A 14,864-nucleotide genomic window follows, 5' to 3' on the forward strand; every position below is an offset into this window, starting at 1 on the left:
CATGCCACTGACAGTGACTGATGTAGTAGAATACGCCTTTTGTCCAAAATTTACATATTTCATCAACGTTTTAGGATTAGATCAATATGAACAGAAGAGGGGAACTGTTTCCGCAGGACGAAAACTGCACTTACTACATGAAAGAAACAATCTAAACTACATTCCATATGCAGATAAAGGCAAAAAACTTGTTGCCAGTAAATTTTATTCTGAAAAACTTGATTTGTCTGGAAAGATAGATGAGGCAATTGAAACTGATGATGAAATAATTTTGATAGAAAGAAAATATAGTGATACTTGCGATATATCCAAAACTCTGCTAGTGCAGTTAGGTCTGCTTTCCATTCTGATTGAGGAGAATCTTGGAAAACCTGTAAAAAAAGCAGTTGTGATTTTTAATAAAACTAAAAGAAAACAAATTCCTGTGGTGATTGATGATGTAATAAAAAATCACTCACTTGAAATACTAGAGAACACAAAAAAAGTTATTCAAATGGGAATAATGCCTGATGCTGATTTTGATAATCGTTGTCTAAACTGTTGTTTTAGAAAAATCTGTCCTGTCGGATCCTTAAATAGTGAATGATAATTATTGGAAACCGTTAAAATATGACAACTATTGACATGCAAATAATAAAAACAGGCACAACTTTGTCTGTTTTAATTACTGTCAAAAAGACAAATCCATCATAACAAGGATTGAAACAAATACATTGCACATAATCCACAACTAGACAGGTGTCAAAAAGACAAATCCATCATAACAAGGATTGAAACAGGATATTATGAAACCATTCCTGTTCTGTCTTTGATGTCAAAAAGACAAATCCATCATAACAAGGATTGAAACCCTTGTATTTGATGAATCACAGTATCATGATTTAGTCAAAAAGACAAATCCATCATAACAAGGATTGAAACGAAATGCTCCACACACTACAGTATTAGCAAACTTGTCAAAAAGACAAATCCATCATAACAAGGATTGAAACTTCCTTCCTTGCATGTTTCATTGATGCAGATTAGAGTCAAAAAGACAAATCCATCATAACAAGGATTGAAACAGGCTAGGGGTGGAGAACTTGCAAGATGAACTATGGTCAAAAAGACAAATCCATCATAACAAGGATTGAAACTAAGGGACGATGGATCTGGCAAGTCGCAATTACGTGTGTCAAAAAGACAAATCCATCATAACAAGGATTGAAACTATGCTGGCAATCATGGAATTGATGAGTTTTTTTGAAGTCAAAAAGACAAATCCATCATAACAAGGATTGAAACTTTCTAATCCAAGAGAGAGAATCGTCCAGGATCATTGGTCAAAAAGACAAATCCATCATAACAAGGATTGAAACACTCCCTCAATGGGCTATATCTTCCCCACTCATCAAAGTCAAAAAGACAAATCCATCATAACAAGGATTGAAACACATGAGAGGCTTTGAGCCAGAAACAAAACCTGTTGTCAAAAAGACAAATCCATCATAACAAGGATTGAAACTGGATGGAATAATCAACATGGCAAACAACAACATATGTCAAAAAGACAAATCCATCATAACAAGGATTGAAACAAGATGAACAAGGCAATAAATGACGGTACTATCTAGTGGTCAAAAAGACAAATCCATCATAACAAGGATTGAAACGGATCTGTAGACATGTGTCCCTCTTCTCCATGCATTGGTCAAAAAGACAAATCCATCATAACAAGGATTGAAACCGGTTCGGTAGCAATTAGCACAGAGCCTCCCGTCTGGTCAAAAAGACAAATCCATCATAACAAGGATTGAAACAATTAGACGGTGACTGGCATAGAAACTCTGCAAAGGGTCAAAAAGACAAATCCATCATAACAAGGATTGAAACCAAAATAGCAGCCATGTTTGATCCAATGGATTAAATTGTCAAAAAGACAAATCCATCATAACAAGGATTGAAACTAAAAGATCCTTCGTCATAATGATTATCCCCTACAAGTCAAAAAGACAAATCCATCATAACAAGGATTGAAACGGGAGTTTAGTTATCAGGCATGAGTAGCACAAACGTCAAAAAGACAAATCCATCATAACAAGGATTGAAACTAATTGCCAATGGAAAACTTGCTAATCCTATATCTGGTCAAAAAGACAAATCCATCATAACAAGGATTGAAACCAAGTGTCGCATCTGAGGCTATTTTCATGTCTCCCGTCAAAAAGACAAATCCATCATAACAAGGATTGAAACACAGCAATGTTTGGAACGGAACATACAACCACACAAGTCAAAAAGACAAATCCATCATAACAAGGATTGAAACCATCGTGGATTGATACCATCAAAACATGATGATAAAGTCAAAAAGACAAATCCATCATAACAAGGATTGAAACAGGAGTTCGAGACAGGAAAAATTTCAAGCAAAGAAGTCAAAAAGACAAATCCATCATAACAAGGATTGAAACAAGATACTCTCAACCCTGCTGAAATACCCATCATGTCAAAAAGACAAATCCATCATAACAAGGATTGAAACTGTAATACCAGCATCCTCGATAGCCTCAATCACCCTGTGTCAAAAAGACAAATCCATCATAACAAGGATTGAAACTACAAATAGCCTATATATGCAAATATAGAAGAATATGTCAAAAAGACAAATCCATCATAACAAGGATTGAAACTGACCTCTGGAATCTGGAGACCACAAAAAGGTGACGTCAAAAAGACAAATCCATCATAACAAGGATTGAAACACTTCTGAAGATAACAAATTTTCCCATGATGTTGTTGTCAAAAAGACAAATCCATCATAACAAGGATTGAAACAAATTGTTCTCAGGCAGATCACCGTCTGAATCAAGGTCAAAAAGACAAATCCATCATAACAAGGATTGAAACTAAAATCATGGTCATGAAAAATTATATGACGTTTGTCAAAAAGACAAATCCATCATAACAAGGATTGAAACATATTGGTTCCACAATGAAGGCATTTACCGAGAAAGTCAAAAAGACAAATCCATCATAACAAGGATTGAAACATCAAAGAGGTTTTGAACTAATGAAACGCTTTGAGTCAAAAAGACAAATCCATCATAACAAGGATTGAAACTAGATCTTAACACACAACTAACAGCACAACAAGTTGTCAAAAAGACAAATCCATCATAACAAGGATTGAAACTTGAAGATCCTACACATAAATAAATTGTATCGTGTTGGTCAAAAAGACAAATCCATCATAACAAGGATTGAAACTATGAAGGCAGTAGAATTAAGCATGGCTGAGACAGGTCAAAAAGACAAATCCATCATAACAAGGATTGAAACAAGGATTGTACGATAAAAAAGAAATTCAGAAATACGTGTCAAAAAGACAAATCCATCATAACAAGGATTGAAACGTGTAAACGGAACAGAAATAGATGTAGGTTACTCGTCAAAAAGACAAATCCATCATAACAAGGATTGAAACTGGTATTCAGAGTTTGAAATCAATGTATCTGCATTGGTCAAAAAGACAAATCCATCATAACAAGGATTGAAACCAAAAGAAGGAAGTTGGAATGGATGAAGTTAATGCAAGTCAAAAAGACAAATCCATCATAACAAGGATTGAAACTTAGGTAAATTCGACTTATAAAATACAGTGTAGCAAGTCAAAAAGACAAATCCATCATAACAAGGATTGAAACGCATAACTCAAGTCAGCAGAACTCAAGTTAGCAGAAGTCAAAAAGACAAATCCATCATAACAAGGATTGAAACTTCATCCAATGCCAACATACAAAATCTAGTCTACGGGTCAAAAAGACAAATCCATCATAACAAGGATTGAAACTTGGTAAACTTGAACTAGGTGAGGGCTTACCAATAGGTCAAAAAGACAAATCCATCATAACAAGGATTGAAACAGATAAGAGCCTTCAACTAATTTTCGTCCACATAGGTCAAAAAGACAAATCCATCATAACAAGGATTGAAACTTGACACAATGATACATCAGTATAACTTTAACAACAAATGTCCCAACTAAATTTTGTTAAACAAATAACAGGTAAGATAATGCTGTATTTTGAACACAATAGTTTAACACTTTTTGTGACACTTTTTGTGACAATTAACAGTATGCCTTTTTTTACAGTGTTGTCAGGCGTGACAATGCAGTTGTTAATGTATTGTGTCATGCGTAAAAATACAGTTGTCATAAAGTGTCACAAAGTGTCACACATGACAATCTGTTAACAGTTCTTACACATACAAAGTGTACAGTGTTAGTAAATTGTTAGAACTGTCACGTATGACATCACTATTTGTTAATGCATGAATGTTAGAAATTAATAATCTGACACATTACTTTACACTTTTTGTAAAGGTACAGGCACAAAAACGACCGAAACTCTTATTTTTAAAAGTAATATTCATCATTGATCATATTCTATGTTGTAATGGCTCCAAAAATCCAATGTCCTAATTGTCAGCAAAATGAATGGCTTGAAAATAATGAATTGAGTTATCTTCCAACTGTTATGAAAATGGAAGATGGATCATATGCTGCAGATACCAATAACGGAATCCATGTACGATTATGGCGATGCAATAATTGCATGTATGTGATGCCCTTTTGGGAACCTGATTAATAGAAAAGCAATCAAATTTTTACAAAATATTGTTTATTTTTACTAATTAATTTGAATAATATTTTTGGATGATCAAAATGTAAATAAACAATGCACTATTTACTGTAAGGAATGGCAGCAAAAAAAGCAAGTACAAAAAAAGATCTCGAATCTAAAATTGCTGAATTAGAGGCAAAATTAACAAAATTAGCAACACAGCTAGCATCAAAACCTGCTCCAAAACCCGCAGAAACAAAACTTGCCGAAGTAAAACCAGCAGAATCTAAACCAGCTGAAACAAAACCATCTGAAAGTTCTACAACAACTACCAAACCTAAAGGTGTTCTACCTAAAGGAATGGAAACAAAACCCGCAGAAGCACCAAAACCTGCAGATGCACCAAAACCAGCTGAAACAACATCGCAACTCCCAGCAACCATACAAGCAGCATTAGAGAATGCATACACGAATGCTCGAATGACATCATTCCATGATTACCGAGCAAAAGTAACAGGCTATTCTCCAGCTCCTAACAGATACTATGTAAGACGAACTGCTCCTGTAGGAAAAGTTCCAACCAAAAATTGGAATGATCAAAAAGCAAAAGTAACTGGTTACACCGCAATGTCAAACCAATACTATGCAACACGAGCAAGACTAGCATATCATCCTGCTGATAAAACATTTGGAAGTTTTAGTGGAATCAATATGTCAGTTGAAGGCGTTGCTGCACAAGCACAACAAACTCCAACACCAGAACCACCAAAGCCAGCAAAAGGAACTTTGCCAAAAGGCACGGGACAAGCACAGCAAGCTCCACCACAACAACAGTCAACATATGTTGCTAATGATGGAAAGTCTAGACAAGAAAAACTTGCAGACTATGAGGCAGATTATTTGCAAAGAATAGAACAACAAAGAGTATCTGACGAAAAAGCATTTGACGAATTACTTGTAGCTGAAGCAAAAGCTAGGTCTACAGCAAGCAGAGGTACTTTGCCAAAAGGGTTTGAACCAAAACAAAAACCAGAAGCTCCAAAATCGTCTAGAGGTACGCTACCAAAAGGCTTCTAATCTTTCAACCATCTTTTCTTTTACTTTTTATTTTAAATTTAGAAATTCTTCCAATACTTCTTTAGAATGGCCCGCAGGTTTTACTTTTGGATATATTTTAAAAATTTTTCCTTTTTCATTTACAAGAAAAGTACTTCTCATAACTCCCATATATTCTCGACCCATGAAATTTTTCTTACCCCAAACTCCAAACAAGTTTGAGATTTTTTTATCAACATCGGCTAGCAATGTATATTTGATTCCCATTTTATCACAGAATTTTTTATGAGAATCTATGTCATCTGGACTGACTCCAATTATTTCAATTCCTTCTTTCTGGAATTTTTTATAATCTTTAGAAAATTCATCTGCTTCTGTAGTGCATCCTGGAGTGAAATCTTTTGGGTAAAAATAGATGGCATGTTTTTTACCTTTAAAATCACTTGATTTTACTTTATTACCATTTGCATCATTGGCCTCAAATTTTGGAACAGAATCGCCTTCAGAAACCATGATTTCTGAAGAATTGTTCAGTAATTAATTACTTTTTGAGATCTATTGTTTTGAAGAATGTGGTCGAATGTTTTATATGGATATTCGCGGGTTTTTTAGTTTATGGCTAATCCTAGAGCATATCTTGCAGAAGCAATTGCAACTTATGCACTAGTATTCTTTGGCCCACTCTCAGTAATCCTTGCAATCTCTGCATTTGGTGAACAACTGACAACTGAATCTGTGTTGTTCATTTCTCTGGGACATGGTGGTGCCATTGCTTTGATGGTCTATGCATTTGGACATGTATCTGGCGCTCACATTAATCCTGCAGTTACAATTCCCATGATGATAACAAAAAAAATTGGAATCGTCGATGGAATTGCATATATTATTTCACAATTAATTGGTGCTGTTGCAGCTGCTGCAACACTTATGGCGATATTGCCTGAACTTGGTGCTAAAGTCCACTTTGGAACTCAAGGTGGCCCAAGTGACTTGATCAACAACAGTATTGGTTCTGGATTTGCAATTGAGGCAATCTTGACATTCTTCTTGGTAACTGTGATCTTTATGACTGCAGTTCACAAAAAGGCATCTCCTGGATGGCACGGATTTACAATCGGTGGCATGGTATTTCTAATTCACTTAATTGCAGTGCCCCTAACTGGTGCATCCGTCAATCCTGCAAGAACCTTTGGTCCTGCATTAATCTCTGGCTTTTGGGAATTCCACTGGCTATATTGGGCAGCACCAATTTTGGGCGGAATCATTGCAGGTTTGATAATGAATTATGTCTACACCAAACCTGCAGAAAAAGAAGCATAATCCTAACATTTTTAAAAATTTGATCTTTTAATTTTCTATATGTCTTCTCCAGATGATGTTTTTTCCATGTTTGTTTCTGAATCTCAAAAACTTCAAAATCTAATTGATATTGCAAATAACAAAACTGATATGAATATTCACGAAATTGTCGAAACATACTATCAAGTCATGAATGTCTCTTCTATGGTCACGATGCTCAAACAGCAGGCTGGTTTTGAGCCTAAAGAGTTATTGGAAAAAATTCACGAATCTGAAAATCTAATCTCTGAAAAATTTGATTCTACCATCCATCCTAAAATTCTGCAAAAATTATCTGTAACCATTCAGGAATTGACAAAGAATTTACAATCTGGAAATTTTGGCGAAAAATCAAAAGAACAGATAGAGTCAGACGCTAGATTATTTGAAGAATTACGTCAAAATATGAGTACTAAAGAATTTGTTGAACAATATGAATTTGGTATTACTCATGATTAAAGAAATTGCAAAAAATTTGGTTGAACTAAAAAAAGAATTTGTTAATGTATATGTCGGAAATAGCCAAATTCAAGAATTAATTCCAAAATCAAAATCTGAATTATTTCCAATTGAAGAAGATCATTTAGATTTGTTACATAGATTTGCAATCAAAAATCCCATTTACTACAATTCATTTGAGAAAAAAATTGGTTCAGTTGATTGTATTGTATATGAAGGAGATATCAACAAATATTGGCTAAATAGTATTCAACATAATTCAAGCAAAGCACCTTTTTCTCCAACCTGGATAATGTCTGGATATGTTGGAGTCTTACTTGCAAAAGAAATGGGATATTCTGAAGTAATTGATATTGGTTCAGGTGATGGTAGAATTGCATATTGTGCTAAAATTTTGGACATGACTTCATACAGCATTGAAATTGATAACATGCTTGTAGATTTACAAAATCAATTGACCTCAATACTGAATTTTAATCCCCATTGTTCTGATGCTGTCACATTTGATTATACTTTGTTGAATCTTTCACAACCTGTATTTTTCATTGGTGGATTAGCACAAATGGGTGGAACCTTTCTTGCAACTGGCGTTTTAGATAAAATAACTTTAATGTCAAATCTAAAACAAAAAATCGGTTGGGTGTTTGCTGGAACTTTATCTCAAAAATATGTTCCAGATCCTAAAAATGCAGCTGGATGGGGTACATTGATTGAAAATAATAATCTAAAATCTGTTCAATCTATTTCTTTACCTGCCGCCTGGACTTTTCATGAATCAGATGAAGTAATGTATATTTTTGCAGAATCCAACTAATCGCAATCCAAATTAAGCGTAAATCCCCCAAACTTTTCGGACTCGTTGCACAGCATGGATAGTGCGAACGCTTGCGGAGCGTTAGGTCGTCGGTTCGAATCCGACCGAGCCCGCCATTTAAAACTCTAATAATTCCTGTTATCTCATACTATCAATGGATTATGGAAAATTCTGCTCACAAATTTTAGATTCCGATCCAAAGATTAGATTTGCTACCGTTTTTGACGAGTGGTCAGTTAAAGTTGGAGGTGGAATGAGAAATGGAGTAGAAAGTTTGCTCTCAGAGCGTGCATCAAAAGAACTTGTCACCCTTGCCACTCTTGATTGGAAATCCAGAAAAGAGATGGCCAAATGGCTTGGTAAAACAAAATACACTTTGGCAGAATATGATACGATTAAACGCTTTTCATTTTATCTTGGTGATGATTACTTGTTACTTGTGAGTACCGAAAAAGATTGTGATACTAATGTGATCGTTGACAAAGTAATCAAACTCTATTACGAAAATCAAAATTAATTTTTAATTTTGAATCTTTTTAAGAGTATACATTGAATTAAAACCATGGAATTAAAATCAGAAAAATCAATCAAAGAATATCTTCAAACATTACCTGATGACACTATCATCAAATATTATCTTGATGTCGAGTACAGCCCATTTCCTGTATTGGTAATTGAAGAATATACAAGACGATTTAAACGTAAAACAAAAAGTGAAATTATAAAAGATTTAAAATTACAGACACGCTTAGTTCACAAAAAAACTCGTGAATTGGGCCAAATGGCAAAAAATCACAAATTGATTGATGATGTTACAAGGCAAAAATCTGAGGAGATAATCAAAGAAGCAAAGAAAAAAGGATATGCCATTAGTAAAAAAATATCTATCAAGGGTAACATCTTGGGCTCTAGATTAAAAAAGAAAACAAAATCTGGAATCAAAGCAGGACTTGAGGCCGGAAAAAATATCAAAACCTCTAAACATAAAAATTTAGATCTGTTGAAAAAACTTGGAGATTTACAAAAAGCAGGAATTATCACAAATAAAGAATTTCAAGAAAAAAAGAAAAAAATTCTCTCTAAAATTTAGATTATTGATATTTCCGTTGTCTTGACAACTCAAACTTTTAATATCTCTGAGCAAAAACTGGTGTGGATCTATTTTGAGTGAAAACGAACAATCTAATTCAATCAAACAAGAAATCCTTGATAAAATTGCTGCATTAATTACTGCTGCATTTGGTCTTGTTGCTGCACTTGCATGGAATGATGCTATCAAATTATTATTCAAAGAACTATTTGGAACTCAAGATCAGGTAGGTCCTATGATTGTTTATGCTATCTTCATTACAATTATTGCAGTTATCTTGACAATTATTGTAGCTCGTGCTGCATCCAAAGCAAAAACCATTATTGTGAAGACATATTCTTGTAAATTATGTGACTTTACAACTAAAGTTGAATCTGTATTAATAGAACATAATGTAAAAGATCATGCAGCAAGCCAAGACAAATTTCTTTCTAAATAGTTTTAAAAAATTGATGTTTTGTCATATAATAGAAAAACTAGTATTCCTGTAAAAATCACAAATGATGCCATGAAATAGATTACTACGTGTGTAATGCCTATTTTTTTACTGAAATAATTTCCAACAAATATCATCGTAATTCCTAACAGGATTATGCTTATCCCTGTAATGATATTTATGATGTCCATTCTTGACTGGATTCTTTTCTTATATCTAAAAGATCCTTTAAATTCTGTTTTGATGTGAATTAGTTATGAGTCGTGATGATTTTTCCTCCATTCGTGTCCAAGATATTATGACTAGGACATTAATCACTGTAAATACATCTACGACCGTATTACAAATTGCCAAGATGATGGAACAAGGAGGAATTGGTGCAATTATTGTCAAAGAAAATGACAATCCTGTTGGTATTGTAACTGATAGAGATTTTGCAACAAAAATTGCTGCAAATAACTTACCTTTTGACACTCCTGCTAAAAAAATAATGTCATCGCCTCTAATCACCATTAATCATAATGAATCCATTTCCGCAGCAGCTGAAAGAATGACGAGTAAAAAAATTCGAAAACTTACTGTTACTGAAAATGGTAATATTGTTGGAATAATAACCTCTACTGATTTAGTTACGCAACTAGTAAAATAACTAAAAAGTTTTTGTTCTTCTAAGAAATATTGTAACTGATATCATATAACATGCGGTTGCAATAATTTCTGAAATTAACGATGCCAAGTATGGTTCTATTCCAATTTCAAGAAAATAATACAATGTGGGCCATCTTATGACAAGATACACTATCTCACCTAAACCAAATGATGATATCAAAGACAGTAATTCTTTTCTGATCAATTTTGATTTCATCGATTTGTAACGTTCTTTGTTGTCTAGATAAAACAATCCCGAAAAAATTGTAAAATACACAATGTATCCAATAATTATAGTAATTGTTGTGTTGAAATAATTTTCATAATCTCCAAGTAGTTGAGCAGCTATTGCTGATAGTGACGCTGAAATGACAAAACAAATGAGAAAGTTTCTATTAATTTGCAATAATTGTGGATTTAACTTCATGTCCCGTCTCTTTGGTAACTGTTATTTTGAATCATTTCATAAACCAAACTATGAAAAAGAGGTGTCAATGGGCTAAAGATGAACCTAATATCACATATCATGATGAAGAATGGGGTGTTCCTCAACATGATGATCAAAAATTGTTTGAATTTTTGATATTGGAAGGTGCCCAAGCTGGCTTGTCATGGACTACTATTCTCAAACGTAGGGCTGGTTATAGAAAGGCATTTTCAAATTTTGATGCCAAAAAAGTTTCAAAATATACTCAAAAACAAGTAGAAAAATTACTTCAAAATGAATCGATTATTCGAAACACTCTCAAAGTGAATTCAACAATAAATAATGCAAAACAGTTTCTCAAGGTTCAAAAAGAATTTGGGACTTTTGACAAGTATCTATGGGGGTTTGTTAATTATACCCCCATTCTAAATAAATTTAAAAATCAATCTCAATTACCTGTATCTACCGAAATTTCTGAAAAACTAAGCAAAGATCTAAAAAAACGTGGATTTAATTTTGTTGGACCGACCATTTGCTATGCTTTAATGCAAGCTATTGGTATGGTAAATGATCATACATCTGAATGCTTTTTACATCAAAAATAATCTAAATCTTATTTTTCTGCTTCAAACTTTTTGAGCGTGTCATCATATAGATTCATTGGAACTATTTTGACAGTACTTAGAGATGAAATCCCTACATCGATGCAGAGCTTTTCTATGTCATGTGCATGAGTTGCATCAATCACTATGATCCATTCATGTTCTAGAACTGACATGTAAAATTCCACAATTTTATTGATGCTGTATTTTTTCATTTCATGTTCCATGTTGGTTCTAAGTTTCATGAATATTTTTTTACTTTTTTCATTGTTTATTGGACATGATTCTGGACTATGTGATGCAAAAACTCCGAACAACATTATAAAAACTAAATATTTTAACTTATTAAACTTAATCTTAAAATTGACTTTGTATTTATTTTAGGTTATATTCTACAATTTAATATAATATTTGATAAAACTGAGTTGAGATTTTCCACATTTTCTAAAACCGCGGGGCCTGGAATTTTGTTTGCAAGTACTGCAATTGGAGTGTCTCATCTGGTACAATCTACTAGGACTGGTGCCGTTATTCAGACTTGGGATTTTTAAAAATGTGAAATAACTGGATATGGGACATATCTTCATGATGTCCAATTTATTTATTCATATTCAGGTCTATACGGCAACGAAATTCATGATAGAACCAATTTTTCATGTGTATGTGTCTCTCTTAAAACTTCATAATTTCCGTAAGTTTTTTAATACAAAAAATCTATTCAATACTACAAGTATGAAATTATCTCCTAAAATGAAAAAGGCATTAAACGATCAAGTGATTCTCGAGGCATCTGCATCAAACAGCTATCTTGCAATGGCATCATGGTGTGAGGTAACGGGGTATCAGGGCGCCGCAAATTACTTTTATGCACAATCTGATGAAGAACGAACTCATATGCTAAAAATAGTTCATTTTCTAAACGCGTTAGGTGCAGTTGCCACAGTTCCTGCAATTAAAGCACCAACTAGTTCATACACTTCACTTGAAGGACTAATTAAAACTGCATTGAAAAATGAACAATCTGTAACTAAAGCAGTTCACAACATGGTTGAGATTGCACAGAAAGAAAAAGATCATTCAACATATGCATTTCTAGAATGGTTTGTAAATGAACAAGTACAGGAAGAAACAAAGTTTGAAACAATTTTACAAAAGTTTGATCTTCTTGGAAGAGACAAGCTAGGAATAAACGAGATTGACAAGTTTCTTGCATCAGAGGCAACATCACCTGATACTACAGCGTAATTTTTCTAAAATAATTAATACCTCATTATTTTCAATTGTTTTATGACAGTCACTGTAACTAGAAAACCAGGTGGTATTACTCAATTATTCAATACAGAAACTGGGAGAGTTACCTACAAGTGTAAGGCAGAATCAGCATATATGCTCATTGAAGCGTTTGGAGGGATTGTAAAATTTAACCAAAAAGGAGCAACGGCTATTGTCACTGGACATATCATCTCACTTGAATCATGTGATATCTTAAAGAAAGGTCATATGGAATACAAGGATGCATTGATTGTAATTATTTCCGCACATAAAGAATTTGCACAGAATATTTCTGATTCATATCAGAAAGAAATTCAAGACTTGGAAAACAAGTTATCTTCTCTTTAATCTTTATAATTTTGAATTTTTTTGTATCTCTTTAACCATATATCATACAGTGTTCGCATTCACAAACTTCTTGTTGTTTTGATTTTTTTAGACATTTTTTATGTTGGCCAGCTTGGCATTGTACGCAAATCTCGTCTAGATTTTCTACACTAGTATATTTTTTTGACTGATCAAATCCAAACCCTCCATCTTTTGGTCCTACCATACACTTTCATGCAGTTGGTGTACTATTTTTACTTCACTAATTGATTGCAGACTTTATTGTATTTTGTAAATCTCTCTTATGGGTTTCAATTATTCCTCTTATTTCAAAAGTATCTACATATCCGCCCGCTGATGCTCGAGTTGCTTTTAATAAGTAATGAAGTGCACCTTCCTCAATTTTTCCAACATAATATCCATAAAGAAAATCTAATTCGTTTTCACATTTCCAAATTTGTTTAATTGCTGGAAATGTCTGCTTAATTTCAGTTGGGATTTCTTGAATTCTTCTTTGAATGTATTGATCTAATGATCTTCTAATTGATGAATCTTGTAACAATTTAGTTTTATTAATTGAAACTTACTTTTTAGTCCTTATTTTTTTCATTTGATTTTTCATTTCCTGGTTTGTCCCACATGTGCATTGTTCCTCTAATCATAAATGAGCCTACTATTATAGCGACTAACCCTCCGACTATAAATAAAAAGAATTTTCCAATATCTTTGATATTTGCCATTGCTGTTAGTTGTTTTCTGTCTAATTATAGATGTCTGAGGATTCAATTAGATTCAATAATACGCTGAAAAATAATGTTTACATGTCTAAAATCAAACAAATTGCTGCATGGATTGCAATTATTGGTGGTGGAATTGCATTTTTCTTCTTTTCAATAGAAATGGCTGAATTTATGCGATGATTATGAAAATTAACTCTGTTTTATTTCAAAACAATACCTGTTGTTCTTTTTGAAATTCTAGATTTTTAAAAATTATACTTCACTTACAGACCCAACAGATGCTTTGAGTTTTTCAAATTCTTTTTTTGTTTTTTCATGTGCTTCTCTTTCTTTTTCTAATAATGATTGAACAGCATCTAATTCTTTTTGTGTCATGTTAAGTTTTGATTTTAGTGAGCCTACCACTACACTTGCAGCTTCAATTATTCCTGCATTGTTATTCTGATTTTTATTTTCTCCAGATATGAATTCTTTTTCAGATGGAGTTAGAATACTTGTATCCTGAAATTGATCTTTTTTCTCTAATTCTTCTTTTGCATTATACAGTCTTGAATTTGCTTCATCTAATTCTTTTTCAACCTCCACTTGTTGTTTTCTAATTCTATGAAGTGTAGCCTGTTCTTGTGTTATTTGCTCTTTTACCTCTTCATGTTTTTTTGTAAATTCCTCTAACTCTTGTTTTATTTTTGAATATTTTTCCTCTGTCTTGTTAAATTCATCTATTATTTTTGTGTCTTTGATCGTTTCTGCTTTTTTACTTCTTTCTCTTGTTTCTTTGTATTCTCGTTGAATTATGTCCAATTCCATCTTTTTTTGATTAAGCTCTTTTTTCACAATCATTATGTTGCTAATTGTAATATCATATTCTTCTTTTACAGTATTAACGCGCTGTGTGATGTTGTCTAGCTCTTCTTGTTTCTCTTTGATGTTGATTTGCAGTTTTTCTATTTCTGATACTAGTTCAGACTCTAGATTATTTTCATCATTTTTTTCTATTTTTGGCTCTTCTATTTTCTTTTTACCGAAAAATCCCATGCCTACATCAATT

General features: G+C 33.0%; 21 protein-coding genes, 1 tRNA gene and 1 CRISPR repeat array. Of the genes, 15 read left to right on the forward strand and 7 right to left on the reverse strand.

Annotated elements, in window-relative coordinates:
• The first annotated feature begins 1 nt into the window (after position 1).
• The 3 genes from cas4 (at position 2) to WDZ98_RS00580 (ending at position 5,684) form a co-directional block, all read left to right on the forward strand.
• Positions 2-586 (forward strand): CRISPR-associated protein Cas4, encoded by a 585-nt coding sequence (gene cas4 / locus WDZ98_RS00570; protein ID WP_368060884.1) that lies wholly within the window; start codon positions 2-4, stop codon positions 584-586.
• Positions 587-669: 83 nt separating this feature from the next.
• Positions 670-3,977: direct repeats of the CRISPR family, unit length 37 nt; unit sequence GTCAAAAAGACAAATCCATCATAACAAGGATTGAAAC.
• 462 nt (positions 3,978-4,439) lie between these two features.
• Positions 4,440-4,631, forward strand: a complete 192-nt coding sequence (locus WDZ98_RS00575) for a hypothetical protein (RefSeq protein ID WP_368060886.1) — start codon at positions 4,440-4,442, stop codon at positions 4,629-4,631.
• A 111-nt stretch (positions 4,632-4,742) separates the two neighbouring features.
• Positions 4,743-5,684: a trans-sialidase gene (locus WDZ98_RS00580; protein ID WP_368060888.1), complete on the forward strand. Its 942-nt coding sequence runs from the start codon at positions 4,743-4,745 to the stop codon at positions 5,682-5,684.
• Positions 5,685-5,711: 27 nt separating this feature from the next.
• Here WDZ98_RS00580 and bcp read toward each other — a convergent pair whose 3' ends face one another.
• Positions 5,712-6,176 carry a thioredoxin-dependent thiol peroxidase gene (gene bcp / locus WDZ98_RS00585; RefSeq protein WP_368058656.1) on the reverse strand — a complete coding sequence of 155 codons (465 nt, stop codon included), beginning with the start codon at positions 6,174-6,176 and terminating at the stop codon, positions 5,712-5,714.
• A 102-nt stretch (positions 6,177-6,278) separates the two neighbouring features.
• Here bcp and WDZ98_RS00590 point away from each other — a divergent pair, with 102 nt between their 5' ends.
• The 8 genes from WDZ98_RS00590 to WDZ98_RS00625 all read left to right on the forward strand — a co-directional run bounded on the left by WDZ98_RS00590 (position 6,279) and on the right by WDZ98_RS00625 (position 10,449).
• Positions 6,279-6,983: an MIP/aquaporin family protein gene (locus WDZ98_RS00590; protein ID WP_368058654.1), complete on the forward strand. Its 705-nt coding sequence runs from the start codon at positions 6,279-6,281 to the stop codon at positions 6,981-6,983.
• A gap of 39 nt (positions 6,984-7,022) precedes the next feature.
• Positions 7,023-7,460: a hypothetical protein gene (locus WDZ98_RS00595; RefSeq protein ID WP_368058652.1), complete on the forward strand. Its 438-nt coding sequence runs from the start codon at positions 7,023-7,025 to the stop codon at positions 7,458-7,460.
• Positions 7,453-8,274, forward strand: coding sequence for a hypothetical protein (locus WDZ98_RS00600; protein WP_368058650.1), 822 nt, complete (start codon positions 7,453-7,455; stop codon positions 8,272-8,274). Before WDZ98_RS00595 ends, WDZ98_RS00600 begins: the two co-directional genes overlap by 8 nt.
• Before the next feature lie 38 nt (positions 8,275-8,312).
• Positions 8,313-8,390, forward strand: a tRNA-Arg gene (locus WDZ98_RS00605).
• A 38-nt stretch (positions 8,391-8,428) separates the two neighbouring features.
• Complete coding sequence (locus tag WDZ98_RS00610; RefSeq protein ID WP_368058648.1) at positions 8,429-8,791, forward strand: hypothetical protein; 363 nt, start codon at positions 8,429-8,431, stop codon at positions 8,789-8,791.
• A 45-nt stretch (positions 8,792-8,836) separates the two neighbouring features.
• Entirely contained in the window at positions 8,837-9,364 is a 528-nt protein-coding gene (locus WDZ98_RS00615) for a hypothetical protein (RefSeq protein WP_368058646.1), read from the forward strand.
• A gap of 73 nt (positions 9,365-9,437) precedes the next feature.
• Positions 9,438-9,803: a DUF5654 family protein gene (locus WDZ98_RS00620; RefSeq protein ID WP_368058644.1), complete on the forward strand. Its 366-nt coding sequence runs from the start codon at positions 9,438-9,440 to the stop codon at positions 9,801-9,803.
• A 253-nt stretch (positions 9,804-10,056) separates the two neighbouring features.
• On the forward strand, positions 10,057-10,449 hold the full coding sequence (locus WDZ98_RS00625; protein WP_368058642.1) for a cyclic nucleotide-binding/CBS domain-containing protein: 393 nt from the start codon (positions 10,057-10,059) through the stop codon (positions 10,447-10,449).
• Here the strand turns inward: WDZ98_RS00625 and WDZ98_RS00630 are convergent, their stop codons facing one another.
• Positions 10,450-10,875, reverse strand: a complete 426-nt coding sequence (locus WDZ98_RS00630; RefSeq protein ID WP_368058640.1) for a hypothetical protein — start codon at positions 10,873-10,875, stop codon at positions 10,450-10,452.
• A gap of 50 nt (positions 10,876-10,925) precedes the next feature.
• Here WDZ98_RS00630 and WDZ98_RS00635 point away from each other — a divergent pair, with 50 nt between their 5' ends.
• Positions 10,926-11,480, forward strand: coding sequence for a DNA-3-methyladenine glycosylase I (locus tag WDZ98_RS00635; RefSeq protein WP_368058638.1), 555 nt, complete (start codon positions 10,926-10,928; stop codon positions 11,478-11,480).
• Positions 11,481-11,488: 8 nt separating this feature from the next.
• Here WDZ98_RS00635 and WDZ98_RS00640 read toward each other — a convergent pair whose 3' ends face one another.
• Positions 11,489-11,797 (reverse strand): hypothetical protein, encoded by a 309-nt coding sequence (locus WDZ98_RS00640; RefSeq protein WP_368058636.1) that lies wholly within the window; start codon positions 11,795-11,797, stop codon positions 11,489-11,491.
• A 105-nt stretch (positions 11,798-11,902) separates the two neighbouring features.
• Between WDZ98_RS00640 and WDZ98_RS00645 the strand changes: the two genes are divergently transcribed.
• The 3 genes from WDZ98_RS00645 to WDZ98_RS00655 all read left to right on the forward strand — a co-directional run bounded on the left by WDZ98_RS00645 (position 11,903) and on the right by WDZ98_RS00655 (position 13,097).
• Positions 11,903-12,028, forward strand: coding sequence for a hypothetical protein (locus WDZ98_RS00645; protein WP_368058634.1), 126 nt, complete (start codon positions 11,903-11,905; stop codon positions 12,026-12,028).
• 181 nt (positions 12,029-12,209) lie between these two features.
• The gene (locus WDZ98_RS00650) at positions 12,210-12,722 is read left to right on the forward strand and encodes a ferritin (protein ID WP_368058632.1); all 513 of its coding nucleotides are present in this window, start codon (positions 12,210-12,212) and stop codon (positions 12,720-12,722) included.
• A gap of 42 nt (positions 12,723-12,764) precedes the next feature.
• Entirely contained in the window at positions 12,765-13,097 is a 333-nt protein-coding gene (locus WDZ98_RS00655; protein ID WP_368058630.1) for a hypothetical protein, read from the forward strand.
• 31 nt (positions 13,098-13,128) lie between these two features.
• Here WDZ98_RS00655 and WDZ98_RS00660 read toward each other — a convergent pair whose 3' ends face one another.
• The 4 genes from WDZ98_RS00660 to WDZ98_RS00675 all read right to left on the reverse strand — a co-directional run bounded on the left by WDZ98_RS00660 (position 13,129) and on the right by WDZ98_RS00675 (position 14,851).
• Positions 13,129-13,302, reverse strand: a complete 174-nt coding sequence (locus WDZ98_RS00660; protein ID WP_368058628.1) for a hypothetical protein — start codon at positions 13,300-13,302, stop codon at positions 13,129-13,131.
• A gap of 36 nt (positions 13,303-13,338) precedes the next feature.
• Positions 13,339-13,638: a hypothetical protein gene (locus WDZ98_RS00665; RefSeq protein WP_368058626.1), complete on the reverse strand. Its 300-nt coding sequence runs from the start codon at positions 13,636-13,638 to the stop codon at positions 13,339-13,341.
• A gap of 28 nt (positions 13,639-13,666) precedes the next feature.
• Positions 13,667-13,816 carry a hypothetical protein gene (locus WDZ98_RS00670; protein WP_368058624.1) on the reverse strand — a complete coding sequence of 50 codons (150 nt, stop codon included), beginning with the start codon at positions 13,814-13,816 and terminating at the stop codon, positions 13,667-13,669.
• A 252-nt stretch (positions 13,817-14,068) separates the two neighbouring features.
• Positions 14,069-14,851, reverse strand: a complete 783-nt coding sequence (locus tag WDZ98_RS00675) for a DNA repair protein (RefSeq protein WP_368060890.1) — start codon at positions 14,849-14,851, stop codon at positions 14,069-14,071.
• Positions 14,852-14,864 lie beyond the last annotated feature (13 nt).

The sequence above is a fragment of the Candidatus Nitrosopumilus sp. genome, assembly GCF_040878665.1.
GTDB lineage: Archaea > Thermoproteota > Nitrososphaeria > Nitrososphaerales > Nitrosopumilaceae > Nitrosopumilus.

Coding starts and splice junctions, on each gene's coding strand:
- cas4 (WP_368060884.1), top strand. CDS start 2: ATGCCACTGACAGTGACTGATGTAGTAGAATACGCCTTTTGTCCAAAA.
- WDZ98_RS00575 (WP_368060886.1), top strand. CDS start 4,440: ATGGCTCCAAAAATCCAATGTCCTAATTGTCAGCAAAATGAATGGCTT.
- WDZ98_RS00580 (WP_368060888.1), top strand. CDS start 4,743: ATGGCAGCAAAAAAAGCAAGTACAAAAAAAGATCTCGAATCTAAAATT.
- bcp (WP_368058656.1), bottom strand. CDS start 6,176: ATGGTTTCTGAAGGCGATTCTGTTCCAAAATTTGAGGCCAATGATGCA.
- WDZ98_RS00590 (WP_368058654.1), top strand. CDS start 6,279: ATGGCTAATCCTAGAGCATATCTTGCAGAAGCAATTGCAACTTATGCA.
- WDZ98_RS00595 (WP_368058652.1), top strand. CDS start 7,023: ATGTCTTCTCCAGATGATGTTTTTTCCATGTTTGTTTCTGAATCTCAA.
- WDZ98_RS00600 (WP_368058650.1), top strand. CDS start 7,453: ATGATTAAAGAAATTGCAAAAAATTTGGTTGAACTAAAAAAAGAATTT.
- WDZ98_RS00610 (WP_368058648.1), top strand. CDS start 8,429: ATGGATTATGGAAAATTCTGCTCACAAATTTTAGATTCCGATCCAAAG.
- WDZ98_RS00615 (WP_368058646.1), top strand. CDS start 8,837: ATGGAATTAAAATCAGAAAAATCAATCAAAGAATATCTTCAAACATTA.
- WDZ98_RS00625 (WP_368058642.1), top strand. CDS start 10,057: ATGAGTCGTGATGATTTTTCCTCCATTCGTGTCCAAGATATTATGACT.
- WDZ98_RS00630 (WP_368058640.1), bottom strand. CDS start 10,875: ATGAAGTTAAATCCACAATTATTGCAAATTAATAGAAACTTTCTCATT.
- WDZ98_RS00635 (WP_368058638.1), top strand. CDS start 10,926: ATGAAAAAGAGGTGTCAATGGGCTAAAGATGAACCTAATATCACATAT.
- WDZ98_RS00640 (WP_368058636.1), bottom strand. CDS start 11,797: ATGTTGTTCGGAGTTTTTGCATCACATAGTCCAGAATCATGTCCAATA.
- WDZ98_RS00650 (WP_368058632.1), top strand. CDS start 12,210: ATGAAATTATCTCCTAAAATGAAAAAGGCATTAAACGATCAAGTGATT.
- WDZ98_RS00655 (WP_368058630.1), top strand. CDS start 12,765: ATGACAGTCACTGTAACTAGAAAACCAGGTGGTATTACTCAATTATTC.
- WDZ98_RS00660 (WP_368058628.1), bottom strand. CDS start 13,302: ATGGTAGGACCAAAAGATGGAGGGTTTGGATTTGATCAGTCAAAAAAA.
- WDZ98_RS00670 (WP_368058624.1), bottom strand. CDS start 13,816: ATGGCAAATATCAAAGATATTGGAAAATTCTTTTTATTTATAGTCGGA.
- WDZ98_RS00675 (WP_368060890.1), bottom strand. CDS start 14,851: ATGGGATTTTTCGGTAAAAAGAAAATAGAAGAGCCAAAAATAGAAAAA.